The organism is Ruegeria sp. AH12 (genome assembly GCF_056541465.1).
The window spans coordinates 41,369-65,567 of record NZ_JBQFYL010000011.1; the positions used below are offsets into that span (position 1 = coordinate 41,369).

Sequence of the window (24,199 nt, forward strand, 5' to 3'; positions counted from 1 at the left end):
GGAGTGTTTCACGTGAAACATTCAGGTTTTGATGTCGTCGTTATCGGCGCGGGGCACGCGGGAACGGAAGCTGCCCATGCGGCTGCACGTATGGGCGCGTCGACCGCGCTTGTGACACTGTCAGCAAGCGATATCGGTGTGATGTCCTGTAACCCTGCGATTGGCGGCTTGGGTAAAGGCCATCTGGTACGAGAGATAGATGCGCTGGATGGGGTCATGGGTCGCGTCGCAGATCGCGCAGGTATTCAGTTTCGGCTGCTTAACCGCCGCAAAGGCCCAGCCGTTCAAGGACCCAGAACGCAAGCTGACCGAGCACTGTATCGCGCGGCGATGCAAGCAGAAACGGATCAGCAAGAGAATTTGACCGTTCTGGTTGGTGAGGTTATCGATTTCAAAATGGAGGGGGACCGCGTTGCAGGTGTAGTCCTTGGCGACGGATCGGAGGTTTCAGCACGCGCGGTTATTCTGACTTCGGGCACTTTTTTGCGTGGCGTGATCCATATCGGCGATGTGTCGCGACCGGGTGGTCGCATGGGCGATCGACCATCTACGAAGCTGGCCGAGAGATTGGACAGCTACGAGCTGCCCATTGGCAGGTTGAAAACTGGCACGCCGCCCAGGCTTGATGGACGGACGATCGATTGGTCGGATTTGGAGAGGCAAGATGGGGATGATGAGCCAACGTTGTTCTCGTTCTTATCGACATCTGTAGTCGCGCCCCAAATCTCATGCGGTATCACCCATACAAATTCCCATACACATGAGATTATTGAGAATAATCTCAGCAAGTCGGCAATGTATGGCGGGCATATCGATGGTGTTGGTCCAAGATACTGCCCATCCATCGAGGACAAAATTGTTCGGTTTGCTGACAAAGCCTCACACCAGATTTTCCTGGAGCCTGAAGGTGTAGATGATCACACCATCTACCCCAATGGCATCTCGACCTCATTGCCGCAGGATGTTCAGCAGGATTATGTTAGGTCCATCAAGGGGCTTGAGCAGGCCGAAATTCTGCAGCCTGGGTATGCCATCGAATATGACTATGTGGACCCCAGAATCCTGACTGCCTCGCTGTCAATTCCTTCAGTGCCGGGCCTATATCTTGCGGGTCAGATAAATGGGACCACAGGATATGAGGAGGCGGCGGCCCAAGGTATGGTCGCTGGCCTGAATGCCGCGCTGGAGGTGCAGGGGAAAGAACCTGTGCATTTCACTCGAGCGGATAGCTACATCGGCGTTATGATCGATGATCTAACGACTCGGGGTGTCGCTGAACCTTATCGTATGTTCACCTCAAGGGCTGAGTTCAGATTGTCACTGAGGGCGGATAACGCAGATCAACGCTTGACACCCGTCGGGCTTCAGCTCGGCTGTGTTGGTGAAAACAGGCGCGCGCATTTTGAAAGTAAGATGTCGAAGCTGGAGAGTGCAAAAGCGATACTTACTAATCGCACCTACACCCCGAAAGAGATCAAAGCGGCTGGCATCAATGTAAATCAGGACGGAAACCGCCGTGATGGCCTTGCGATCCTTGCGTTTCCAGATGTGTCTTTTGAAGACATAATCCCCTTAGTCCCCGATCTGGATGATACCGCACCGGAAATTCGCCGGCAAATCTCGCGAGATGCGCTCTACGCCAACTACATAGCTCGGCAGCAGCGCGATGTGGAGGCGATGAAGCGTGATGAAGCTTATGTAATCCCACAGAGTTTTGACTATAGTACGCTCGATGGATTGTCTGCAGAGATGAAGCAGAAGCTTTCTGCCGCACGCCCAGCCAACATCGCACAAGCCAGCCGGGTTGAAGGTGTGACACCTGCTGCGCTGACACTTGTTCTGGCAAAGCTTCGTCGTGACGAAAGGTTGCGGCAGGCATGACATCTGAATTGCCGGAATTCAGCACATTAAATGTTTCACGTGAAACACTCGACCGACTCACAACATATGTCGAGTTGGTCGAGCGTTGGAACCCCAAGATCAATTTGGTTTCCCGCAAGAGCCTGGAGGATATCTGGAACCGGCACATCCTGGACTCGGTGCAGGTGTTCCGTTGCGCGATGTCCTTTCGAACATGGGCCGATCTTGGAAGCGGCGGAGGATTTCCTGGTATGGTCTGCGCGATTATGGCTGCGGAAGAGGCACCACAGGTGCGTTTTCAGTTTGTCGAAAGCGATCAGCGCAAATCGGTCTTTCTGCGCAATGTCGCGCGGGAATGCGGTGTTCATTGTGAGGTGATCTCAAAGCGGATCGAGGCAGTTGACCCGCTGGGCGTGGATATCCTATCGGCGCGGGCCTTGGCTGATCTCAAGACGCTTTTGTCATTTTGTGACAGGCACTTAAGCGAATCAGGCCTAGCCCTGTTGCCGAAAGGCGCAAATTGGAAAAAAGAGATGGACGAGGCGCGCGAGGAATGGAAATTCGACGCGGAGCCGATTACAAGTTTAACTGAACCTCAGGCCGTTATCCTTAAGATCAAAGGAGTATCACGTGGTTGATCTGTCTCGTCCTTCCGGGCCCCGGATAATCGCGGTTGCCAATCAGAAGGGTGGCGTTGGAAAGACTACGACGGCAATAAACCTTGCGGCTGGGCTGGCCGAGGCTGGATGCCGAGTTTTGGTGGTTGATCTTGATCCGCAGGGCAACGCATCGACCGGGCTGGGGGTTGAGGACCGGGATTGGACGACTTACGACCTGATTCTTGACGACGCACCGCTGGAGGCAGTTGTTCAGGAAACCGAGATCGGAGGTCTGTTCGTCATACCTGCGACAGTGGACCTAAGCTCGGCTGATATCGAGCTGATTTCAAATGAAAAACGCAGCTATTTATTGCACGACGCCCTAAGACAGACGTCAATCGATGAATTTGATCTGGATTTTGTTCTGATTGATTGTCCGCCTTCGCTGAATTTGCTGACTGTAAACGCAATGGTTGCTGCACATTCGGTATTGGTACCACTGCAAAGTGAGTTTTTTGCGCTGGAAGGCCTCTCGCAGCTTATGCTGACGATCAGAGAGGTTCGACAGACCGCGAATCCGGACCTGAGAATCGAAGGTGTTGTGTTGACCATGTATGACAACCGCAACAACTTGTCCCGTCAGGTCGAAAAAGACGCGCGTGACAATCTGGGTGAGATGGTTTTTAAGACCAAGATACCAAGAAATGTGCGGGTCAGTGAGGCACCATCCTTTGCGTTGCCGGTTCTGCAGTATGACTCGGGATCGCTTGGGGCGATGGCCTATCGGCACCTGGCGCGCGAAGTCATGCACAAGAATAACAAAGTCGCCGCATAAGCGATAAGTCAGGAGGGCGACGTGAGCGCCAAGAAAACAAAATCGAGGGGCCTTGGGCGCGGTCTATCTGCGTTGATGGCGGATGTGACACAGGACGGCGATGGGCGCACCCCGGCAGAGCTGCGCCGCCCGGACATGACTGTTCCGATTGAAAAGCTGAAAGCCAACCCCGACCAGCCGCGCCGTACATTTATGCCCGAACAGCTGAACGAGCTTGCGGCCTCTGTAAAGGAAAAGGGCATCATTCAGCCTTTGATCGTGCGGTCGATTGGAGACGGGGCATATGAGATTGTTGCGGGCGAACGTCGCTGGCGTGCGGCGCAAATGGCGCAACTACATGATATTCCAGTTATAATTCGTGATTTTGACGATACCGAAGTGCTGGAAGTTGCGATTATTGAAAACATTCAACGTGCTGATCTGAACGCCGTTGAAGAGGCTGCTGGATACAAGCAGTTGATGGATCGGTTTGGTCATACGCAGGAAAAAATGGCCGAGGCTTTGGGTAAAAGCCGCAGCCATATCGCAAACCTGCTGCGCCTTTTGTCTTTGCCGATGGATGTTCAGACGCTGGTGATCGAAGGCAAGCTGTCAGCAGGTCACGCGCGGGCGCTTATTACAGCAGAAAACCCATCTGAATTGGCAAAACTGGTTGTTAAAGATGGCTTGTCGGTTCGAGCGACCGAAGCGCTGGTGAAAAAGCAACAGCAGGGGAATACTCCCCGGACAGCGCCTCAGTCCCGCAATCTGAATGCGGGCAAGGATGCAGATACACGTGCGCTGGAAAAGGATCTTTCGGCTATTTTGGCAATGAAGGTGGTGATCAACCACAAGCCGGGCACTGAAAGCGGTCAGGTCGTACTGACCTATGAAAACCTGGATCAGCTCGACGATCTCTGCGCGAAACTTAGCCGTTAGGCCGTGTCCAGATAAAGGTCAGCACAGCGCTCAGGACTATGGCTTGAATGATCAGGACATAGGGTGGGGCGGATAGAATTAAAGAAATGCCAAAGACGGCGGCGACAGAAACAGTTGCCGCTTTTTTTGCTGCTGGACGAATAGCGCCGGAGCGCTGCCAATCTTCGATCATGGGCCCGAACAGGCGATGCGTCAGAAGCCAGTTGTGGAGGCGAGATGAGGATTTGGCGAAGAAAAATGCTGCCAGCAGAAGAAACGGAACCGTGGGCAATAGGGGAAGGATAACGCCAAGCATTGCCAGTGCAACACAGAGCAATCCGAATGTGGCCCAAAGATACCGCATGCACCTAGCTCAATAGCTCTCGGATGACGGCGTTCAGAACGGCGCGCCCGTCTTTGGTTGCAGACACGCGGTTCCCATGCTGTGAGATCATGCCAATCTGCGTCAGGTGATCCAGTTTGGATTGCTCCGGCGGCTTACCAGTTAATGCGCTATACCGATCTATATCTAGTCCTTCGGCAATTCGAAGACCCATCATAAGGTATTCATTTGCTTGATCTTGCAGGGGTAAGGCGGTGCGGCTTTTCTCTCCTGACCCGTTTTGTGCCGCGGTCAGCCATCCGTTGGGTGACAGATAAGTTTCGGTCGCTAGTTTCTGCCCGGAGACCGTGATCCTGCCATGCGCACCGGGGCCGATTCCGACATAGTCGCCATATCGCCAATAGATCAGGTTGTGCAGTGACTCAGCGCCGGGTTTTGCGTGGTTTGATACTTCGTAGGCGGGCAGGCCATGTGCGTCGCAAATCTCCTGTGTGGCAAGATACATATCTGCCGCGCTGTCATCTTCGGGCAGACCACGCAGCTTGCCGACCGCGTATCGGTCGCCAAAGGCGGTGCCGTCCTCAATTGTCAGCTGATACAGAGACATGTGGTCGACAGCCATCGATAGGGCCTCGGCCAGTTCGGATTTCCAGGCGTCCAAAGTTTGGTGTTGTCTGGCATAGATCAGATCAAAACTGACGCGATCAAAGCAAGTGCGAGCGATATCGAACGCGGCGCGTGCCTCGGCGACTGTGTGGATGCGGCCCAATCGGCGCAAATCATCGTCGTTCAGTGCCTGAACGCCCATGGATATTCGATTCACCCCAGCGTCGCGATATGCTGAAAACCGGCCCGCTTCGACAGAGCCAGGGTTGGCTTCGAGCGTGATCTCCATGTCGTTGGCTGGGCGCCAGAGAGTGCGGGCTTCGTCGATCACGGCGGCGACGGTGTCAGTGGCCATCAGTGAGGGCGTGCCACCACCGAAGAAGATTGTGTTCAGCACCCGATCAGGTGTTTCAGCGGCTGAACGCTGTAGCTCGCTCAGATAGCTCTCAAGCCATTGTTTTTGATCGATTTTACGGGAAACATGACTGTTGAAATCGCAATAGGGGCATTTGGCCTCACAAAAGGGCCAATGCACATACAGGCCAAAGCCCCCGTTGCGCCAATCATCCGCCAAAGCAGCCTTTCACGAACATCTCCACCGCGCGGCCGCGGTGGCTGATCTTGTTCTTTTCCCAGCGATCCATTTCCGCAAAGGTAATGTCGTGGCCTTCGGGGACAAACATCGGGTCATACCCAAACCCGTCCTTGCCCCGGACCGGCCAGACCAGATGACCGGGCGCGACGCCTTCGAACACTTCATCATGCCCGTCGGGCCAGGCCAGAACCAGCGTGCAACGGAACTGAGCCAGGCGGGGATGCGCGGCGTTTTTGGCTTCCAGCTCGCTATGCGCGCGAGTCATCGCCATCACGAAATCGCGGCCATTGCCGGTTTCGGCCCAATCGGCGGTATAGACTCCGGGCGCTCCGTTCAGCGCGTCGATGGTGATCCCGGAATCGTCCGACAGGGCAGGCAGACCGGTGGCCTTTGCGGCGGCATGGGCCTTGATCCGGGCGTTGCCGACAAAAGTATCTTCGGTCTCTTCCGGTTCAGGTAGTTCCATCTCAGTCGCACCAACCACGGTCACTCCAAAAGGTTCAAGCAGATGTGCCATCTCCTCGAGCTTGCCCTTGTTGTGGGTTGCGACCAGTAACCTGTCCCCATCGAACTTACGGGTCATGCGGTGGCGGCCTTTTGCGCTGCGGCCAGTTCACCCACGCCTTTTTCCGCCAGATCCATCAGCTGATCCATTTGCGTGCGGCTAAAGACAGACCCTTCGGCGCTCATCTGCACTTCGATCAATTTGCCCGATCCGGTCATGATGAAATTACCATCAACGCCCGCCTCGCTGTCTTCCGGATAATCCAGATCCAGCACCGGTTGGCCTGCATAGATACCACAAGACACGGCAGCGACGGGATCGACCAGAGGGTCGGAAATAACGTCGCCTGCTTTCATCAGTTTGTTGACTGCCAGACGCAGAGCAACCCAGCCCCCGGTGATCGAGGCGCAGCGGGTGCCGCCATCGGCCTGAATCACATCGCAATCCACGGTGATCTGACGTTCACCCAAGGCAACCCGATCCACACCGGCGCGCAGGGCGCGGCCGATCAGGCGTTGGATTTCCACAGTGCGCCCACCCTGCTTGCCACTGGCTGCCTCGCGACGCATCCGGGTGTTGGTCGCGCGGGGAAGCATGCCGTATTCAGCAGTGACCCAGCCCAGGCCCGAACCTTTGATGAAGGGTGGCACGCGGTCCTCAATGGTGGCAGTGCACAGCACATGGGTGTCGCCCATCTTGATCAGGCAAGACCCTTCGGCATGTTTGGTGAAACCCGTCTCGATTGAAACGGCGCGCATTTCGTTTAGATCACGTCCTGAGGGTCGCATGGGAATTCCTTTGTTTGCTGGATTGGGGATACCGCCGTGCAGCGTTACGATGCAACCCCGATTGACCTTTCTTGTGCCTGCTATTTAATGGCTGTCCAGCAAGGGTGCGCGGATGAGCGAAGCGAGCAAAATTCTGAGCGAGATGAACGACCGGTCGCGTGAGGTGTTCCGGCTGATCGTCGAAAGCTATCTGGACAGCGGTGAGCCAGTCGGCAGCCGCACCCTAACACGCACCCTTTCGGAAAAAGTCAGCGCGGCGACCGTGCGCAATGTGATGCAGGATCTGGAGTTTCTGGGCCTGCTGGACAGCCCGCATGTCAGCGCGGGACGCATTCCAACGCAGCAAGGGCTGCGAATGTTTGTGGATGGGTTGCTGGAGGTTGGTGATCTGGGCGCTGATGACCGTCAGAAACTGGATGAGACTTTAGGCTCTAACGCGGGTGATGTCGGCGGGATGCTTGACCGCGTAGGATCGGCTTTGTCACATGTGACACATGGAGCGTCACTGGTTTTGACGCCCAAACATGAATCCGAGATCAAGCATATCGAGTTTGTCTCACTTGCCCATGATCGCGCGTTGGTGGTTCTGGTCTTTGCCGATGGTCATGTCGAAAACAGGCTGTTCACGCCGCCGCCGGGACAGACGCCAAGCTCAATGCGGGAGGCGGCGAACTTCCTGAATGCACTGATCGAGGGGCGTACGCTCAGCGAAGTACGACGGCAGATGCAAAGCCAGATCGATGCGCGAAGGCAAGAAATTGATGTTTTGGCGCGCGCGATGGTCGAAAGCGGAATAGCGGCCTGGGATGGTGACGGGGCTGACTCGGCTCGTTTGATCGTGCGCGGGAGAGCGAATCTGTTGGGCGAATCTGGTCAGGAAGAAGAGCTAGAGCGTATTCGATCCCTGTTTGACGATCTGGAGCGCAAGCGTGACATCGCGGAATTCCTTGAATTGGCGGAAGAAGGCGAGGGCGTTCGCATTTTTATTGGCTCTGAGAACAAACTTTTCTCACTTTCGGGTTCCTCTTTGGTGGTGTCTCCATATATGAACGCTGATCGTAAGATAATTGGTGCGGTTGGGGTCATCGGGCCCACACGTCTGAATTACGGGCGGATCGTGCCGATCGTGGATTATACGGCGCAACTGGTCGGCAAGTTGATATCCGACCGGAGCTAGAGGTTAAGAGATGGCAGAGCCCAAGAACGAAGATTTTCTGGACGATATCGCAACGGCCGAGGCGGAAGAGCTGGCCGAGGAGCTGATGGATATCAGCGAAGAGGCGTTGGAAGTCGACGCGCTGCGCGCCGAGCGGGACGATTACAAAGACAAGTTCATGCGCGCGCTGGCCGATGCCGAGAATGCGCGCAAACGCGGCGACAAGGCCCGCCGGGACGCGGAGCAGTATGGCGGATCAAAGCTGGCCCGCGACATGCTGCCAGTTTACGACAACATGAAACGCGCGCTTGAGGCCGCGACCGATGAGCAGAAAGAGGTTGCTGGCCCTCTGTTGGAAGGTGTTGAACTGACCATGCGGGCATTGAAAGACGTTTTCCAGAAGCACGGGATTGAGGTGATCACGCCTGAAGTTGGTGATCGGTTCGATCCTAATGTGCATGAGGCGATGTTTGAAGCGCCGGTGCCGGGAACGCGCGCGGGGGACATCATTCAGGTTTCGGCTGAAGGGTTTATGTTGCACGATCGTTTGCTGCGCCCGGCGCAGGTTGGGGTGTCGTCGACACCTGCGAGCTGATTGGCCTCTGCGAGGCCAAGCCTCCGGCGGAGGTATTTTTGACCAGAAGAAGGGGCGGTCAGGATTTGGCCGCCTCTTTCAATTTGTAGATCAGGTCGAGTGCTTCGCGGGGGGTCAGCTCGTCTGGCAGGATGTCGTTCAGCATGTCCGCGACCGGTGAGGCTTTCGGTGCAAGCGGCGGCGGTGGTGGAGCGGCTGAGAAGAGCGGTAGGTCGTCGATCAGGGATTTTTGCTTGCCGCCTTCACGCTCGGTTTTTTCCAGTTGATCCAACACGATGCGGGCACGCTCGACGACTGAGGCAGGCAGGCCCGCCAGCTGGGCGACTTGCACGCCATACGACCGGTCGGCCGCGCCTTTGTGGACCTCGTGCAGGAAGATGACCTCACCTTCCCATTCTTTTACGGCGACGGTGGCGTTGTCGACGCCTTTGAGCTTTCCGGCAAGTGCGGTGAGTTCGTGGTAGTGCGTGGCGAACAAGGCGCGGCATTGGTTGGCGGCGTGCAGATGCTCCAGCGTGGCCCAAGCGATGGAGAGGCCGTCATAGGTGGCGGTTCCGCGGCCGATTTCATCCAGAATGACCAGTGCGCGGTCATCGGCCTGGTTCAGAATGGCGGCAGTTTCGACCATTTCGACCATGAAGGTCGAGCGGCCTCGGGCCAGATCGTCAGAGGCTCCGACGCGGCTGAAAAGCTGGCTGACAAGGCCGATATGGGCTTGTTCAGCAGGGACGTAGCTGCCCATTTGGGCGAGTAGGGCGATCAGGGCGTTCTGGCGGAGGAAGGTTGATTTACCGGCCATGTTGGGACCGGTCAGCAGCCAAATTGCGGCCCCGTCTTCGGCACTGAGATCGCAGTCATTGGCGACGAAGGCGTCGCCGCTTTTCTGGCGCAACGCGTGTTCGACCACCGGGTGGCGTCCGCCCTGAACCTCAAAGGCGCGGGAGGTGTCGACCTGTGGGCGACACCAATTCTCACCACGCGCAAGATCGGCAAGCGCTGTTGTCAGATCCAGCTCGGCCAGCCCTCGAGCGGCTTGGTTGAGGCGGGCGGCAAGGGCCAGAATTTCGTCAGAAAGCCTGTTATAGAGCCGTTTTTCGATCTCGAGCGCCAAGTTTCCAGCATTCAAGATACGGGTTTCGATTTCCGAGAGTTCGACGGTCGTGAACCGCACTTGATTGGCGGTGGTTTGGCGATGGATATAGGTCTCGGAGAACGGCGGGTTCAGCATCTTCTCAGCATGCGTAGCCGTGGTTTCGATGAAATAGCCCAACACGTTGTTGTGCTTGATCTTCAGCGAAGTGATGCCTGTGTGTTCCGCATATTTCTGCTGAAACCCAGCGATGACAGATCGGCCTTCGTCGCGCAGGGTGCGCGCTTCGTCCAGTTCGGGGTCAAAGCCGGGGGCGATGAAACCTCCGTCGCGGGCCAGCAGGGGTGGTTCGGCCACCAAAGCCTCATCCAGCAAGTTCAGAAGGTCGTCGAAGCCGACAAGGTTTTGCAAAGCGGTTGCTAGCAGGACCGGCAGATCCTGCCCTTCGCAGATGCCAGCAATTGCGGAGGCTTGGGTCAGGCCGTTGCGGATAGCGGCCAGATCGCGGGGCCCGCCACGTTCAAGCGACAGGCGAGACAGGGCGCGGTCCAGATCGGGGGTTTTGCGCAGGGCCTCGCGCAGGTCCGAGGCGATCAGGCTGTCCTCGGCGGCAAAGCTGACAGCGTCGAGACGGGCATGGATCACATCCAAATTGCGGGACGGGCTTGAGAGGCGTTGTTCCAGCAACCGTGCCCCGCCCGGTGTGACGGTGCGGTCGACCACTGACAATAACGATCCGGCACGACCGCCCGACAGGGATCGGGTCAGCTCCAGATTGCGGCGCGTGGCGGCATCGATCTGTACCACGCGGTCTTCGGATTCCTTCATTGGTGTTTGCAGCAGAGGCAGTTTGCCCTTCTGCGTGATCTCAAGATAGTCGATCAGGGCACCCATGGCCGAAATCTCGGCCCGGCCAAAGGACCCGAATGCCTCCAGCGCGCCCACGTGAAACAGCCCGCAGATGCGTTTTTCCGCCGCGGTACTGTCGAAACTGGCCCGTCCGACTGGTGTCAGTGAAATCCCAAGGTCGCGGACGGTTTCGTTCAGCGATTGCTCCATCCCGTCGGCAACGATCAACTCGGATGGGGCCAGCCGGGCCAGCTCGGGGCTGAGCCGCACGGGTGTCAAAGGCATCACGTGAAACGCCCCGGTCGAGATATCGGCCCAGGCCAGCGCGGCCTCATCCCGAACCTCGGCATATGTGGCCAGAAAGTTGTGGCGGCGGGCTTCCAGCAGGGCATCTTCGGTCAGCGTTCCGGGCGTCACCAGACGCACGACATCGCGCTTTACAACTGATTTAGAGCCTCTTTTCTTCGCTTCCGCCGGGCTTTCCATTTGTTCGCAGACGGCCACGCGGAACCCTTTGCGGATGAGGGTCAGCAGGTAGCCTTCAGCCGCATGAACCGGGACACCGCACATCGGGATATCGTCGCCATTGTGTTTGCCGCGCTTGGTCAGGGCGATGTCCAGCGCTTCGGCGGCGTTGACGGCATCCTCAAAGAACATCTCGTAGAAATCGCCCATACGGTAGAACAGCAGTGCGTCGGCATGGGTCTCTTTGATCTCAAGGTACTGAGCCATCATTGGCGTGACTGTGGACAAAAGTGGCCCCCTTCTGGCGTGTTCCGGACGCGACCTTACAAACCCCGCATCTTCTGTAAAAGCCGAAAACTCATTCCCGTTGAGGCGCGCGCCTGCCTGCGCTATGAGGCATGAGCCCCGAAGTCATGGAAACGACGTTCAAAATGCCCAAAGCGAAGATCACCAAAGAAGAGGCGCTGGCCTTTCACCTGGACCCGACCCCCGGCAAGTGGGAGGTGCAGGCCACCGTTCCCATGACCACTCAGCGCGATCTGTCGCTGGCTTACAGCCCCGGTGTGGCCGTTCCATGTGAAGCCATCGCCGAAGCGCCCGAAACCGCTTATGACTATACCAATAAGGGCAACCTGGTCGCTGTGATCTCGAACGGGACGGCGGTTTTGGGTCTTGGGAACCTTGGCGCGCTGGGCTCGAAACCGGTGATGGAGGGGAAATCTGTCCTGTTCAAACGGTTCGCCGATGTGAACTCGATCGATATCGAACTGGACACCGAAGACCCGGATGAGTTCTGCCGCGCAGTGCGTCTGATGGGGCCGACCTTTGGTGGTATCAACCTCGAAGACATCAAGGCGCCTGAATGTTTCATCATCGAACAGCGCCTGAAGGAGGAGATGGACATCCCCGTCTTCCACGATGATCAGCATGGTACAGCGGTGATCTGTGCGGCGGGTCTGATCAACGCGCTGCATATTTCGGGCAAGAAGATCGAAGACGTTAAGATTGTTCTGAACGGTGCGGGGGCTGCGGGGATTGCCTGTATCGAGCTGCTCAAGTCGATGGGCGCGCGGCATGAGAACTGCATCGTTTGTGACACAAAGGGCGTGATCTATCAGGGCCGGACCGAAGGGATGAACCAGTGGAAATCGGCCCATGCGATCTCGACCGATCTGCGGTCGCTGGAAGATGCCATGAAGGGTGCGGATGTGTTCCTGGGCGTTTCGGTCAAGGGCGCCGTGACGCAGGATATGGTTGCCAGCATGGCCGATAATCCGGTGATTTTTGCGATGGCGAACCCGGATCCTGAGATCACGCCGGAAGAGGCGCATGAGGTTCGCGTTGACGCGATCGTTGCCACCGGCCGCAGCGACTATCCGAACCAGGTGAACAACGTTCTAGGCTTCCCCTACCTGTTCCGCGGTGCGCTGGATATCCATGCGCGCGCCATCAATGACGAGATGAAGATCGCCTGTGCCCATGCTTTGGCCCGTCTGGCGCGTGAGGATGTGCCGGATGAGGTCGCCATGGCCTATGGCAAATCGCTGACCTTTGGCCGCGACTACATCATCCCGACGCCGTTTGACCCGCGCCTGATCCACCGTATCCCACCCGCCGTGGCGAAGGCTGGTATGGACACAGGCGCGGCCCGCCGTCCGATCATCGACATGGACGCTTATGAGCTGAGCCTCAAATCCCGCATGGACCCGACCGCCAGCATCCTGCGCGGGCTGAACGCCCGTGCGCGTCAGGCACAAAGCCGGATGATCTTTGCCGAGGGCGACGATCCACGCGTGCTGCGCGCGGCGGTGATGTATCAGCGTTCTGGCTTCGGCAAGGCGATGGTGGTTGGACGCCAAGACGATGTGAAGCAAAAGCTGGAAACAGCTGGACTGGGCGACGCGGTGCGCGAGCTTGAAGTTGTCAACGCGGCCAATACCACCCATTTGGACAGCTACAAGAACTTCCTGTATCAACGCCTTCAACGCAAAGGCTTTGATCACAAGGATATCCATCGTCTGGCGGCGCGGGACCGCCACGTGTTTTCATCTCTTATGCTGGCCCATGGACATGGCGACGGTCTGGTGACGGGCGCCACTCGAAAATCGGCACATGTGCTGGATCGCATAAACCATGTGTTTGACGCCGATGCGCAACATGGCGCCGCGGGTGTAACCGCGCTCTTGCACAAGGGGCGGATTGTTCTGATCGGTGATACGTTGGTTCATGAATGGCCGGACGAAAACGATCTGGCCAATATCGCCGAGCGCGCCGCAGCCGTGGCCCGCCATATGGGGCTAGAGCCTCGGGTGGCTTTTGTCAGTTTCTCAACCTTTGGCTACCCGGTCTCGGAACGGGCCGAGAAAATGCATGTGGCCCCCGCAGTACTTGATCAACGCGGCGTGGATTTCGAATACGAAGGTGAAATGACCGTCGATGTCGCGCTGAATGTGGACCAGCAGGAGGCCTATCCGTTTCAGCGCCTCACCGGCCCGGCCAACATTCTGATCGTGCCTGCGCGCCATTCGGCCAGCATTTCAACCAAGTTGATGCAGGAAATGGGCGGGGCCACTGTGATCGGCCCGATCTTGTCCGGCATCGGAAAGCAAATACAGATTTGCTCGACCGTGTCGACGGCAAACGATATCCTGAACATGGCCATTCTGGCCTCGTGTGAGATTGGGTAAATCCTGAAAAATGAGTCACTTACGGATTCATCTATGGATTCCATGAGTTTAAGGGAAATAGCGTTTGCGTATCCGGCTATATTTGGATAATTTGAACAGAGTGAGGGTCGCCTAGTAGACGACCCTCTCTAGTTAGCTCGATACTAACTTATAGCGGCAGTTTTAACTGCCGTGGCTTTGGCCAGCGGCGGGTGTGTGCGCGAACACACTCCTGCCTGCCAAAGCGATTGCGAAGATATTGCTTTACCGCAACTCGCATCGCATTCACCTCCTTGCTTGAAATCCAAGTTTGTCTTGGCCCACATTGAAAGCTGATGCTTTCGAATTCTGTTCTTGTGAGCACAAGATTTTGGAGGGTGCATAGAGGCCTACACAATATCACGTAGCTACCCATAGCCGGTCAACGGCATTTTTTTGCCACATTTGGATTCTTTGGTCTTGACCGCATTCCCCTGGGTTCAGCAAATGTTCTTTCTCTGATTCGAAAGGAAGGGTAAGCCATGACGATCTGGAACCTTGGCTCGATCAACGCGGATATGGTCTATGCCTTGCCGCATCTGCCTGCGCCGGGGGAAACTCTGGCGGCAAGCGGGCTCGAGAAGTTTCTGGGTGGCAAGGGCGCCAATATGTCGGTGGCTGCCGCGCGGGCGGGATCACGCGTCAGCCATATCGGAGCGGTCGGTGCGGATGGGCGCTGGGCACAGGAGCGGTTGACGGAATATGGCGTCGACACGCGGTTCATAGCTGAGGTCAGCAGCCCAACGGGTCATGCCATCATTGCGGTCGACGCGCAGGGTGAGAACCTGATCATTCTGTATCCGGGCGCCAATCACGCGCTTGAAGGCGGGCAGATCGGGCAGGCGCTTGCGTCTGCCAACGCCGGCGATCTGCTTGTTTTTCAGAATGAAACCAACGCACAGGTCGAAGCCGCCCGCATGGCGCGCGAGCTTGGTCTGACCGTCTGCTATGCAGCGGCCCCGTTCGAGGCCGAGGCGGTTCAGGCCGTGCTGCCGTATCTGGATTTCCTGATCCTGAATGAGGTTGAAGCTGAACAGCTGAAACAGGAAACAGGTCTAAGTGCGGCCGAACTGCCTGTGCGACATGTGATCGTGACGCTTGGGTCCAAGGGCGTGCGGTATCTACAGCAAGGCTGCGATCCGGTCGACTTTGCTGCGCATAAGGTACAGGCCGTGGATACGACCGGGGCAGGCGACACTTTTACCGGCTATGTGCTGGCGGGGATGGATCGGGGTATGCCGATGGAGCAGGCCATTCTGCAAGCCAACCGCGCCGCTGCGCTGATGGTGACACGGCACGGCACGGCAGATGTTATTCCGGACCTGCGGGAAGTGCGCGACGCGCAGTTCGATTAAGAACCGGCAAATGGCGCATCTGCACCCCAAAGCTGCTTGACCCGCGCGTCCCGTCCGCAGGCTTTGCGGTAGGCTTTGTAGGCGTTCTTTTGGCGCTTGGGTCCAAAGCGGGTGAACACAACCTTTTCGCCCTTGTAGTAATCCTGATGATAGGCCTCGGCCGGATAAAAGGTGGTTTCCTGCAGGATCGGCGTCACTACGGTTTGGCCGAGCGCGGATTGGGCATCAGCCTTTGCTTGCTCGGCTAAGGTTTTTTCGCCTGTGTTAGAGACGAATATCGCCGTGCGATAGCTATCTCCCCGGTCACAGAACTGTCCGCCCGCATCGGTCGGATCAACAGAACGGAAGAACATGTCCAACAAGGTATCCCGAGAGACTTTGCTAGGATCAAAGGTGATCTGAACCGCCTCATAATGGCCGGTTCCGCCCTTGGTCACGTCCTTGTAGTTGGGGTTGGCGGTGGTGCCACCGGTATATCCGGACACCGCGCCAATTACGCCGGGTACAGTTTCAAAATCGGATTCGACACACCAGAAACATCCGCCCGCGACCGTTAGCGTCTCGGTCCCTGCGGCAGAACCCGGCAGGGCGCGCAGTAGTGCCGCCAGCAAGATCAGGACAAAAAGTACTGAGGGTTTTATACAATCGAGATAAGCAGTCCGTGTCATGGCAGGTCTCCTTCCGAGACCAAGCTGCCTGTAGACGCCCCGCCTTGCAATGCGCTGACATCGATTGTCACGCGCTGGTGAGACGATTTTATCGTCTATCCCAGCAGCTGCCCCAGCTTCATCGCAATACCCATATTGCCCGAAATCTTCAGCTTGCCCATGGCCACGCCGGTCATTGGATTCAGCTTACCAGTCAGCAATTTGTTCAGGTTGTCCTGCGAGATACGGATTGTACAATCGGCCTCCTGATCCTGCGTGGTGGCCTGATTGTCGGCCAGCACGATGACACCCGCCTCGCCGCAATCGAACTTGAGCGAGCCATCAAAGCTTTTGCCGTTCAGCCCTTTTTGAATTCCGTCGGCGATATCTTGCAGCATTGCGCGTCCTTCCTTGATTGACGCATGCGTAAAGATAACCCGTTGAGACAGGCAAGCTTGACCTGACGGGAAGTGGTGAACAAAAAACCCGGCACTCTTTTTGGGTGCCGGGTTTTTTTGTGGCTCTGCGAGCTGCCTTACTTACTCAGACGCTTGTCGCGTGCTGCCAGAAGCTTGAGCCGCAGCGCGTTCAGCTGAATAAAGCCTGCCGCGTCTTTCTGATCGTAGGCACCGGCGTCTTCTTCGAAGGTCACGTGCGCCTCGGAATAGAGCGAGTGATCCGACCAGCGGCCCACGGTCGAGGCGAGGCCCTTGTAGAGCTTCACCCGCACGGTGCCGGTGACATGCTCCTGGCTCTTGTCGATGGCCGCCTGCAGCATCTCGCGTTCGGGGCTGTACCAGAAGCCGTTATAGATCAGCTCGGCATATTGCGGCATGAGCTGGTCTTTCAGATGCATCGCGCCACGGTCCATGGTGATGGATTCGATACCACGATGTGCTTCCAGCAGGATGGTGCCGCCGGGCGTTTCATAGATACCGCGCGACTTCATGCCAACGAACCGGCCTTCGACCAGGTCCAGACGACCGATGCCGTGCTTGCCGCCATATTCGTTCAGCTTGGTCAGGATGGTGGCCGGGCTCATCGCCTCGCCATTGATGCTGACCGCGTCACCCTTTTCAAAGCCGATTTCGATGAATTCCGGCTCATTCGGCGCGTCCTCAGGGTGGACGGTGCGCTGGTAAACATAGTCGGGCGCCATATCGGCTGGGTCTTCCAGAACCTTACCCTCGGAAGAGGTGTGCAGCAGGTTGGCATCGACCGAAAATGGAGCTTCGCCGCGTTTGTCCTTGGCAATCGGGATCTGGTTCTGTTCGGCAAATTCCAGCAGCTTGGTGCGGCTGGACAGGTCCCATTCACGCCACGGCGCAATGACCTTGATGTCGGGGTTGAGCGCGTAAGCCGCCAGTTCGAACCGCACCTGATCGTTGCCCTTGCCGGTTGCGCCGTGGGCAACGGCATCAGCACCAGTGGCCTCGGCAATCTCAACCAGACGTTTCGAGATCAGAGGTCGCGCGATCGAGGTACCCAGCAGATACAGGCCTTCGTATTGCGCATTGGCGCGGAACATCGGGAAGACGAAGTCGCGGACAAACTCTTCGCGGATGTCCTCAATATAGATGTTTTCGGGCTTGATCCCCAGCAGCTCGGCCTTCTGACGAGCGGGCTCCAGCTCCTCGCCCTGACCCAGATCGGCGGTGAAGGTCACAATCTCACAGCCATACTCGGTCTGCAGCCATTTCAGAATGATCGAGGTATCAAGGCCACCGGAATAGGCCAGAACAACTTTCTTGGGCGCGGACATCTGATTTCCCTTTGTGCGAAGAACGACTGGCCCCTAGCGGGTTTTGAGCGCGGGGGCAAGTTGTGTGCGCTGACCATGCATGTGAATTGCGATGGCGCACCCAGAAACAGCGCCTGGATCGCGTAGGATACCTATTTTGAAAACATGAGGTCGTACACATATGTATTCCTTGCTCTTTTAGTCGGGATAGGCCACTGAAACGGTCATGACTGACTTCATGACTCGTGCCGGAACCGCCGAACAGGCGATGCGTACCGTGTTCCCTGCAACACCGTTGCAGCGAAACGCGCATTTGTCCGACCGTTATGGCGCGGATATTTGGCTGAAGCGCGAAGACCTCAGCCCAGTGCGGTCCTACAAGATCCGTGGGGCGTTCAATGCGATGCGCAAACAACAGGGGCAGGACCTGTTCGTTTGCGCCAGCGCGGGCAATCATGCGCAGGGCGTGGCCTATATGTGCAAGCATCTGGGCGTGAAGGGCGTGATCTTCATGCCGGTGACGACCCCACAGCAAAAAATCCAAAAAACCCGCATCTTTGGCGGTGACAATATCGAGGTTCACCTGACCGGGGACTATTTCGACGACACATTGGCCGCGGCGCAGGCGTGGTGCGCGGCGCAGGGCGGGCATTTTCTGTCGCCCTTCGACGATGAGGATGTGATCGAAGGTCAGGCCTCCTTGGCGGTCGAGATCGAAGAACAGTTGGGTCAAGTACCCGACCATGTGCTGCTGCCTGTGGGCGGCGGTGGCATGTCCGCTGGTGTGGCGACCTGGTTCGGGGACCGCACCCATTGCCTGTTTGTCGAACCCAAGGGCGGCGCCTGTCTGCATGCGGCGATGGCGGCGGGGCATCCGGTGGCGCTGGACCACGTGGACAACTTCGTCGATGGCGCAGCGGTTGGAAAGATTGGGGCCAAGCCATTCGAACTGCTGAAATCGCGGCATTTGTCAGATGTGCTGGTCCTATCCGAAGACCGCATTTGTACCACCATGATCGAGATGCTGAATGTCGAGGGCATCGTGCTGGAACCCGCAGGCGCACTGGCAATCGAAGCGATTGCAGATGTGCAAAGCTTTATTCGTGGCAAAACTGTTGTTTGCGTGACATCAGGCGGCAATTTCGATTTTGAACGCCTGCCCGAGGTCAAGGAGCGCGCACAGCGCTATTCCGGGGTCAAGAAATACTTCATTTTGCGCCTGCCGCAGCGCCCTGGCGCGTTGAAAGAATTCCTGAACATTCTCGGCCCCGAGGATGACATTGCCCGGTTTGAATATATGAAGAAATCCGCGCGCAACTTCGGGTCAGTCCTGATCGGGATCGAAACCCGCAAGCCCGAGAATTTTGCACGCTTGTTCGCGCATCTGGATGAGGCCGGGTTTACCTATACCGATATCACCGAAGATGAGACGCTGGCACAGTTCGTGATCTAGGTCAGTTTGCTAGGTAATTCGGCCTGAAACACAGATTTGGATGCGTCATAAGCGGCCAGGATTTCGGCCAGATCAACCTCTGCCGCTTGCCCGGCCGCGGCACGCCGCTCGCCATCCTGACAGAGTTTCGAGAACTGATCGAACCCCAGGCTCATGGCGCTGCCTTTCAGGAAGTGCAGGTTCTGTTCCAACTCAAGCCGTTCGGTATCGGCATGCAGGCGTGCGATCACTTCCTGCACCTCGTCCAGAAAGATTGCGATGACCTCATCAATCTCATCTGCGCCGACCTCGTCCCGCAATTGTCTGACTCGGGGCCAATGGATCATCGTCATCCTCCTGCAAAGGAATTGGGTTGATCTTTGCTAGCGCGGATCAGGTAAATGTGCGGTTAAGGCCAAAGACCATGGGACCTTCACGGGATGTTAAACCCCAGCGCGATAGGTTTGCCGCGTCCCTAAAAAAGGAAGCCTGGGGTTAAAGGGTGTCAGCACTAAGTCTTGAGCAAACCGGTTCTGAACTGGATTTCGGTGCGATCCGAAAGGTGCTAGTCGTGGATGACAGCCGCCTGCAAAGGCGCATTCTGGTGGCCTCGCTCAAGAAATGGGGATTTGAGGTGCTTGAGGCTGATAATGGTGAAAAGGCCCTTGAGCTTTGCGCCGAGTTTGCGCCCGATCTTGTGCTCAGCGATTGGGTCATGCCAGGCATGAGCGGACTGGAGTTCTGCCGTGATTTCCGCGCGCTCGATTCTGAACACTACAGCTATTTCATCCTTCTGACATCGAAAAGCGAAAAGCAGGAAGTCGCGCGTGGGCTGGATGCCGGGGCGGATGATTTTCTGATCAAGCCGCTAGAGGCTGATGAGCTGCGGGCCCGTATTTCTGCAGGCGCACGCATATTGGATATGCAGAGAGAGCTTTCGGATAAGAACCGCCTGATTGAATCTGCACTTGACGAACTGAAGCTGGCCCATGATGCGATCGACAAAGACCTGAAACAGGCCCGCAAGATACAGGAATCACTGGTCCCGGAATTGACGCGAGAGTTCGGTGTTTCCCGGGTCAGTCTGTTGTTGAAGCCCTGCGGTCATATTGGCGGCGATCTGGTGGGCATGTTCTCGCCCGGTCCGAACCGATTGGGATTCTACAGTATCGATGTCTCGGGCCATGGGATCACGTCAGCGATGATGACCGCGCGACTTGGCGGCTATCTGTCCAGCCAGCATTTCGATCAGAATGTGGCGCTGGAAAAGCGGATGAACAAGTTCTATGCGCTGTTGCCACCGCAGCAAGTGGCCGAAACGCTCAATTCACGTTTGATGGTGGACACCGGGATCGAGGAATACTTCACCATGGTCTACGCCATTGTCGATCTGCGCAGCGGGCATATGAAAATGGTGCAGGCCGGACATCCGCACCCCTTGCTGCTGAGGCAGGATGGCAGCACCGAATACCTTGGCGATGGCGGCCTTCCCATCGGATTGATCCCAGATGCGAGTTTTCATCAGATTGAAACAAAGCTGAATCCGGGTGACCGGCTTTTGCTGCATTCCGATGGTTTCACGGAATGTCACCTGGCAGAAGGCGGGTTGCTGGAGGAAGAGGGGCTGCGTGAAATGGCGTTGGACTGTGCGTCTGGCCAGGGTGGATCAGAATTTCTGGATGATATGTTCTGGCGGCTGACCCAGCGCATGCCGCCCAACGAAGGCATGGGAGATGACGTTTCGGCGGTATTTTTTGAATATAACGGGCACTAAAGACCGTTCAGGTGCTGGGCTGCAAAGTGGCGGTCGCCGTCATTTCCCAGCAGCTCAACCGCATCCGCGCTGTGCATCCAAAGTGCCTCGTGAAAGGCTTCGGTTGGCGGGCCCAATTGCAGGACAGGGCGGGCGCGGTAAATCAGGCAGACCTTCTCGGCCCATAAATCGTATTCAGGCATATAGGTGAAGCGGCGAAACGCACCGATGCGTTCCGGCGTGGCGATGCGCCATCCGGTTTCCTCATAAACCTCACGATGCAGCGCGGTAATGGGCGATTCGCCGGGATCAATGCCACCGCCCGGCAGTTGCAGATCGGGGCCCGGTTCGGTCTGGCAGGTCAAAAGCAGGTGCTTTTCACGCGGAAGCAACGCATAAACGCCCACCCGCCGCGTATAGGATCGCCCGGGTTCAGGGCTTTCACCAAACCGTCTGATCATGTATGGCCCCTTAAAACCCAAACTCTGTGACCTATATGGTGCCGGTATGCCAAGCTGTGGCGTGTAAGGAAACCCCATGTCTCTTGGAACAAAAATCGCGTGGGACGATACCGTCCTGCCCTTTCAACTTGATGTGTCGGACATGCGTGGCCGCGTCGCCCGCCTGGACGGGGTGCTGGATGGCATCCTGAAGCAGCATGACTATCCCGAACAGGTCGAGGCGCTGGTGGCCGAGATGGCTTTGCTGACAGCATTGATTGGCCAAACCGTTTCGCTGCGTTGGAAGCTGTCCTTGCAGGTTCAATCCAAGGGCGCGGTGCGCATGATCGCAACCGACTATTATGCGCCCACTGTCGAAGGTGAACCGGCGCGTATCCGCGCCTATGCCAGCTTTGACCGGGATCGACTGACCAAGAGCGCCCCCTTTGATCAGGTGGGCGAAGGGTATTTCGCGATCATGATCGATCAGGGCGAAGGCACGCAGCCTTATCAGGGTATTACTCCGCTGGACGGAGCGTCGATCAGCGCCTCGGCCGAGGCATATTTCGCCCAGTCCGAACAGCTGCCGACCCGTTTCTCGCTGAGCTTCGGCAAATCGACCGAACCTGAAGTGGGTGAGCATTGGCGTGCCGGTGGAATCATGTTGCAGCACATGCCCAAAGCTTCGCCCTTTGCGGCCTCGGGCGAGGGGACGGGTGAAATCCTCACCGCCAATGATCTGGTCGACGGCGAAGAAGGTGAAAACTGGGGCCGGGTCAACATCCTTCTGGATACGGTTGATGATCTGGAACTGATCGGCCCATCGATTGCGCCGACCGATCTGTTGATCCGCCTGTTTCACGAGGAAAGCCCACGCGTCTATGACGCGCAGATGGTACAGTTTGGCTGCACCTGCTCGGAAGAACGCGTTCGTCAAAGCCTGTCGATCTATTCGGCTAGGGACATCGAAAAGATGACAACGCCCGAGGGCATGGTCACTGCCGATTGTCAGTTCTGCGGGGCGCATTATGTGCTGGACCCTGCGACCGTTGGTTTTGATGCGGAAGACGCCAGCGGTGCATGATCCGACGGATCAGATTGCTGCGGCGTTGCAGCGTCCGGGCCATGGGTCTAGTGACTTTGATCTGAACCCCGAAACCGTGCGTCCGCCCGGGCGCAAATTGCGCCCGGCTGGGGTTCTGGTGCCGATCTCAGTTTCCGGGGATGTGCCACGTTTGGTCCTGACAAAGCGGTCATCGGCTTTGAAACACCACCCCGGCCAGATCGCCTTTCCTGGCGGCAAGCAGGATGAGGGCGATGCCGATATCACCGCTGCCGCACTGCGCGAAGCGCATGAGGAAATTGGCCTGCATCCAGAGTTGCCCGAAGTGATCGGCTTTCTACCCAGCCATGAAACCGTGACCTCGTTCGCTGTTACCCCGGTTGTGGCCATCATCCGCCAGGGTTTTGATCCAGTGCCTGAGCCGGGCGAAGTGGATGAGGTTTTCTCAGTTCCACTTGCACATCTGCTAAAGCCCGAGAATTATGTGATCGAGTCGCGCCGGTGGCGTGGCCAACGGCGAAAGTATTTCGCTGTTCCATACGGTCCTTATTACATCTGGGGCGCGACGGCTCGTATATTGCGCGGGCTTGCAGCACGGGTAAGTGAATGAAGCAGATCAGCGCGCCTTGGGTTTCGGACCCAGCGACTCAGGCGGTTTGTGAAGCCCTCACCAAAGGCGGGGCGCAGGCCCTGTTTGTGGGCGGATGCGTGCGTAACGCCCTGCTGGGCGCGCCCGTTTCGGATATTGATATTGCAACGGATGCCTATCCCGAACGGGTGATCGAACTGGCCCAAAAGGCTGGCCTTAAGGCGATTCCAACGGGGCTGGAACACGGTACGATCACCATCGTTTGTGACCATGTCCCACATGAGGTCACCACCTTTCGACGCGATGTGGAAACCGATGGTCGCCGTGCGGTTGTGGTCTTTGCTGACACCGTTGAAGAAGATGCCGCGCGCCGCGATTTCACGATGAACGCGATCTACGCGCAGCCCGACGGCACGGTGCTGGACCCGCTGTCAGGCTTGCCTGACCTTCAGGCGCGGCGCGTGCGGTTTATTGGAACCGCTGAGAACCGCATCCGCGAGGATTACCTACGCTCGCTGCGCTATTTCCGGTTTCATGCTTGGTACGGCGACGCCGATGCTGGGTTTGACGCGGATGCGCTCGCTGCGATTGCGTCCAATCTGGATGGGCTGACATCGCTGTCTCGCGAACGAGTTGGGGCTGAGCTGATAAAACTGCTAGGCGCGCCAGACCCTGCGCCTTCGGTGGCCGCGATGCGCCGTGCAGGTGTCTTGGCGCATCTGTTGCCCGGTGCAGATGACCGCGCTTTGGCCCCGCTGATCGCCATAGAACAGGCCGCCGGTACCGTGCCTGATCCGGTGCGCAGGCTGGCAGCAATTGCCACACCCGAGGATGCCGCGACACTGCGCTTGAGTCGGGCGCAACTGCAACGCATGACCCGAATGCGCGAGGAGGCGCAGGCCTCGACCAGCATCGAAGAGTTGGGCTATCGCTACGGTGACGACGGAGGCCTGCACGAAACCTTGCTGCGCTGTGCCTTCTTCGAACACCCCTGGTCCGAGGACTTACGCCAAGCTCTCCATCATGGTGCAGCAGCGCGTTTCCCGATCAGCGCCGCCGATCTGATCCCCGACTTTACCGGCCCCGCTCTGGGCAAGAAGCTGGCCGAGCTTGAGGCGCGTTGGATCGCGTCTGACTTCACCCTGACCCGCGCAGAATTGCTGACCAGCTGAACGAAGTCTCAAAAAGGGATGACAAACGATTTCGTTTGTGGTTACGTGCGCCTGACTCATGGATGGAGGAATGCGAATGTATTACGGGATCTGGTTCGGCTAAAGCCAGGGCACTTACC

At 57.3% G+C, this 24,199-nt stretch carries 23 protein-coding genes; 13 read left to right on the forward strand and 10 right to left on the reverse strand.

Annotated elements, in window-relative coordinates:
* The first annotated feature begins 12 nt into the window (after window positions 1–12).
* Genes mnmG through ACR0EL_RS15460 form a run of 4 tightly spaced genes read left to right on the forward strand, consistent with a single transcriptional unit; the run spans window position 13 to window position 4,212 of the window.
* Window positions 13–1,881, forward strand: a complete 1,869-nt coding sequence (gene mnmG, locus ACR0EL_RS15445; RefSeq protein ID WP_480500847.1) for a tRNA uridine-5-carboxymethylaminomethyl(34) synthesis enzyme MnmG — start codon at window positions 13–15, stop codon at window positions 1,879–1,881.
* The gene (gene rsmG / locus ACR0EL_RS15450) at window positions 1,878–2,498 is read left to right on the forward strand and encodes a 16S rRNA (guanine(527)-N(7))-methyltransferase RsmG (RefSeq protein ID WP_480500848.1); all 621 of its coding nucleotides are present in this window, start codon (window positions 1,878–1,880) and stop codon (window positions 2,496–2,498) included. Before mnmG ends, rsmG begins: the two co-directional genes overlap by 4 nt.
* Window positions 2,491–3,294, forward strand: coding sequence for a ParA family protein (locus ACR0EL_RS15455; RefSeq protein ID WP_353008488.1), 804 nt, complete (start codon window positions 2,491–2,493; stop codon window positions 3,292–3,294). The genes rsmG and ACR0EL_RS15455 overlap by 8 nt, the downstream gene beginning before the upstream one ends.
* A 21-nt stretch (window positions 3,295–3,315) precedes the next feature.
* Window positions 3,316–4,212 carry a ParB/RepB/Spo0J family partition protein gene (locus ACR0EL_RS15460; RefSeq protein ID WP_480500849.1) on the forward strand — a complete coding sequence of 299 codons (897 nt, stop codon included), beginning with the start codon at window positions 3,316–3,318 and terminating at the stop codon, window positions 4,210–4,212.
* Here ACR0EL_RS15460 and ACR0EL_RS15465 read toward each other — a convergent pair.
* Genes ACR0EL_RS15465 through rph form a run of 4 tightly spaced genes read right to left on the reverse strand, consistent with a single transcriptional unit; the run spans window position 4,202 to window position 7,028 of the window.
* Window positions 4,202–4,555 carry a YbaN family protein gene (locus ACR0EL_RS15465; RefSeq protein ID WP_480500851.1) on the reverse strand — a complete coding sequence of 118 codons (354 nt, stop codon included), beginning with the start codon at window positions 4,553–4,555 and terminating at the stop codon, window positions 4,202–4,204. The genes ACR0EL_RS15460 and ACR0EL_RS15465 overlap by 11 nt on opposite strands.
* A 4-nt stretch (window positions 4,556–4,559) precedes the next feature.
* On the reverse strand, window positions 4,560–5,714 hold the full coding sequence (hemW, locus tag ACR0EL_RS15470; protein WP_480500853.1) for a radical SAM family heme chaperone HemW: 1,155 nt from the start codon (window positions 5,712–5,714) through the stop codon (window positions 4,560–4,562).
* The gene (rdgB, locus tag ACR0EL_RS15475; RefSeq protein ID WP_480500854.1) at window positions 5,704–6,318 is read right to left on the reverse strand and encodes an RdgB/HAM1 family non-canonical purine NTP pyrophosphatase; all 615 of its coding nucleotides are present in this window, start codon (window positions 6,316–6,318) and stop codon (window positions 5,704–5,706) included. The genes hemW and rdgB overlap by 11 nt, the downstream gene beginning before the upstream one ends.
* Entirely contained in the window at window positions 6,315–7,028 is a 714-nt protein-coding gene (gene rph / locus ACR0EL_RS15480; protein ID WP_480500855.1) for a ribonuclease PH, read from the reverse strand. Before rph ends, rdgB begins: the two co-directional genes overlap by 4 nt.
* Window positions 7,029–7,140: 112 nt before the next feature.
* Here rph and hrcA point away from each other — a divergent pair, with 112 nt between their 5' ends.
* Window positions 7,141–8,205 (forward strand): heat-inducible transcriptional repressor HrcA, encoded by a 1,065-nt coding sequence (gene hrcA, locus ACR0EL_RS15485; RefSeq protein WP_480500856.1) that lies wholly within the window; start codon window positions 7,141–7,143, stop codon window positions 8,203–8,205.
* Between the two features lie 10 nt (window positions 8,206–8,215).
* Window positions 8,216–8,779 (forward strand): nucleotide exchange factor GrpE, encoded by a 564-nt coding sequence (locus ACR0EL_RS15490; RefSeq protein ID WP_170534249.1) that lies wholly within the window; start codon window positions 8,216–8,218, stop codon window positions 8,777–8,779.
* Window positions 8,780–8,837: 58 nt separating this feature from the next.
* On the opposite strand, the gene mutS is transcribed toward ACR0EL_RS15490, so the two are convergent.
* The gene (gene mutS / locus ACR0EL_RS15495) at window positions 8,838–11,453 is read right to left on the reverse strand and encodes a DNA mismatch repair protein MutS (RefSeq protein WP_480500965.1); all 2,616 of its coding nucleotides are present in this window, start codon (window positions 11,451–11,453) and stop codon (window positions 8,838–8,840) included.
* 161 nt (window positions 11,454–11,614) lie between these two features.
* Here mutS and ACR0EL_RS15500 point away from each other — a divergent pair, with 161 nt between their 5' ends.
* On the forward strand, window positions 11,615–13,870 hold the full coding sequence (locus tag ACR0EL_RS15500) for an NADP-dependent malic enzyme (RefSeq protein WP_480500967.1): 2,256 nt from the start codon (window positions 11,615–11,617) through the stop codon (window positions 13,868–13,870).
* Between the two features lie 500 nt (window positions 13,871–14,370).
* On the forward strand, window positions 14,371–15,243 hold the full coding sequence (locus ACR0EL_RS15505; protein WP_480500857.1) for a ribokinase: 873 nt from the start codon (window positions 14,371–14,373) through the stop codon (window positions 15,241–15,243).
* Here ACR0EL_RS15505 and msrA read toward each other — a convergent pair.
* From msrA to ACR0EL_RS15520, 3 genes are all read right to left on the reverse strand, one after another.
* The gene (gene msrA, locus ACR0EL_RS15510) at window positions 15,240–15,911 is read right to left on the reverse strand and encodes a peptide-methionine (S)-S-oxide reductase MsrA (protein WP_480500858.1); all 672 of its coding nucleotides are present in this window, start codon (window positions 15,909–15,911) and stop codon (window positions 15,240–15,242) included. The genes ACR0EL_RS15505 and msrA overlap by 4 nt on opposite strands.
* A 95-nt stretch (window positions 15,912–16,006) precedes the next feature.
* Window positions 16,007–16,288, reverse strand: coding sequence for an SCP2 sterol-binding domain-containing protein (locus tag ACR0EL_RS15515; RefSeq protein WP_480500859.1), 282 nt, complete (start codon window positions 16,286–16,288; stop codon window positions 16,007–16,009).
* 137 nt (window positions 16,289–16,425) lie between these two features.
* Entirely contained in the window at window positions 16,426–17,652 is a 1,227-nt protein-coding gene (locus ACR0EL_RS15520; protein ID WP_480500860.1) for an argininosuccinate synthase, read from the reverse strand.
* A gap of 205 nt (window positions 17,653–17,857) precedes the next feature.
* On the opposite strand from ACR0EL_RS15520, the gene ilvA reads away from it, so the two are divergent.
* Window positions 17,858–19,084 (forward strand): threonine ammonia-lyase IlvA, encoded by a 1,227-nt coding sequence (gene ilvA, locus ACR0EL_RS15525; protein WP_353008505.1) that lies wholly within the window; start codon window positions 17,858–17,860, stop codon window positions 19,082–19,084.
* On the opposite strand, the gene ACR0EL_RS15530 is transcribed toward ilvA, so the two are convergent.
* On the reverse strand, window positions 19,081–19,410 hold the full coding sequence (locus ACR0EL_RS15530) for an Hpt domain-containing protein (protein ID WP_480500862.1): 330 nt from the start codon (window positions 19,408–19,410) through the stop codon (window positions 19,081–19,083). The genes ilvA and ACR0EL_RS15530 overlap by 4 nt on opposite strands.
* Window positions 19,411–19,565: 155 nt before the next feature.
* Here ACR0EL_RS15530 and ACR0EL_RS15535 point away from each other — a divergent pair, with 155 nt between their 5' ends.
* Window positions 19,566–20,837 carry a PP2C family protein-serine/threonine phosphatase gene (locus ACR0EL_RS15535; RefSeq protein WP_480500863.1) on the forward strand — a complete coding sequence of 424 codons (1,272 nt, stop codon included), beginning with the start codon at window positions 19,566–19,568 and terminating at the stop codon, window positions 20,835–20,837.
* Here the strand turns inward: ACR0EL_RS15535 and ACR0EL_RS15540 are convergent.
* A complete protein-coding gene (locus ACR0EL_RS15540; RefSeq protein ID WP_480500864.1) occupies window positions 20,834–21,277 on the reverse strand; it encodes an NUDIX hydrolase in 444 nt (147 codons plus the stop codon). The genes ACR0EL_RS15535 and ACR0EL_RS15540 overlap by 4 nt on opposite strands.
* 76 nt (window positions 21,278–21,353) lie before the next feature.
* Here ACR0EL_RS15540 and hslO point away from each other — a divergent pair, with 76 nt between their 5' ends.
* The 3 genes from hslO to ACR0EL_RS15555 are packed head-to-tail and all read left to right on the forward strand — an operon-like array spanning window position 21,354 to window position 24,080.
* Window positions 21,354–22,340 carry an Hsp33 family molecular chaperone HslO gene (gene hslO, locus ACR0EL_RS15545; protein WP_480500866.1) on the forward strand — a complete coding sequence of 329 codons (987 nt, stop codon included), beginning with the start codon at window positions 21,354–21,356 and terminating at the stop codon, window positions 22,338–22,340.
* A complete protein-coding gene (locus tag ACR0EL_RS15550; protein ID WP_480500867.1) occupies window positions 22,315–22,929 on the forward strand; it encodes a CoA pyrophosphatase in 615 nt (204 codons plus the stop codon). Before hslO ends, ACR0EL_RS15550 begins: the two co-directional genes overlap by 26 nt.
* Window positions 22,926–24,080 carry a CCA tRNA nucleotidyltransferase gene (locus ACR0EL_RS15555; protein ID WP_480500868.1) on the forward strand — a complete coding sequence of 385 codons (1,155 nt, stop codon included), beginning with the start codon at window positions 22,926–22,928 and terminating at the stop codon, window positions 24,078–24,080. The genes ACR0EL_RS15550 and ACR0EL_RS15555 overlap by 4 nt, the downstream gene beginning before the upstream one ends.
* Window positions 24,081–24,199 lie beyond the last annotated feature (119 nt).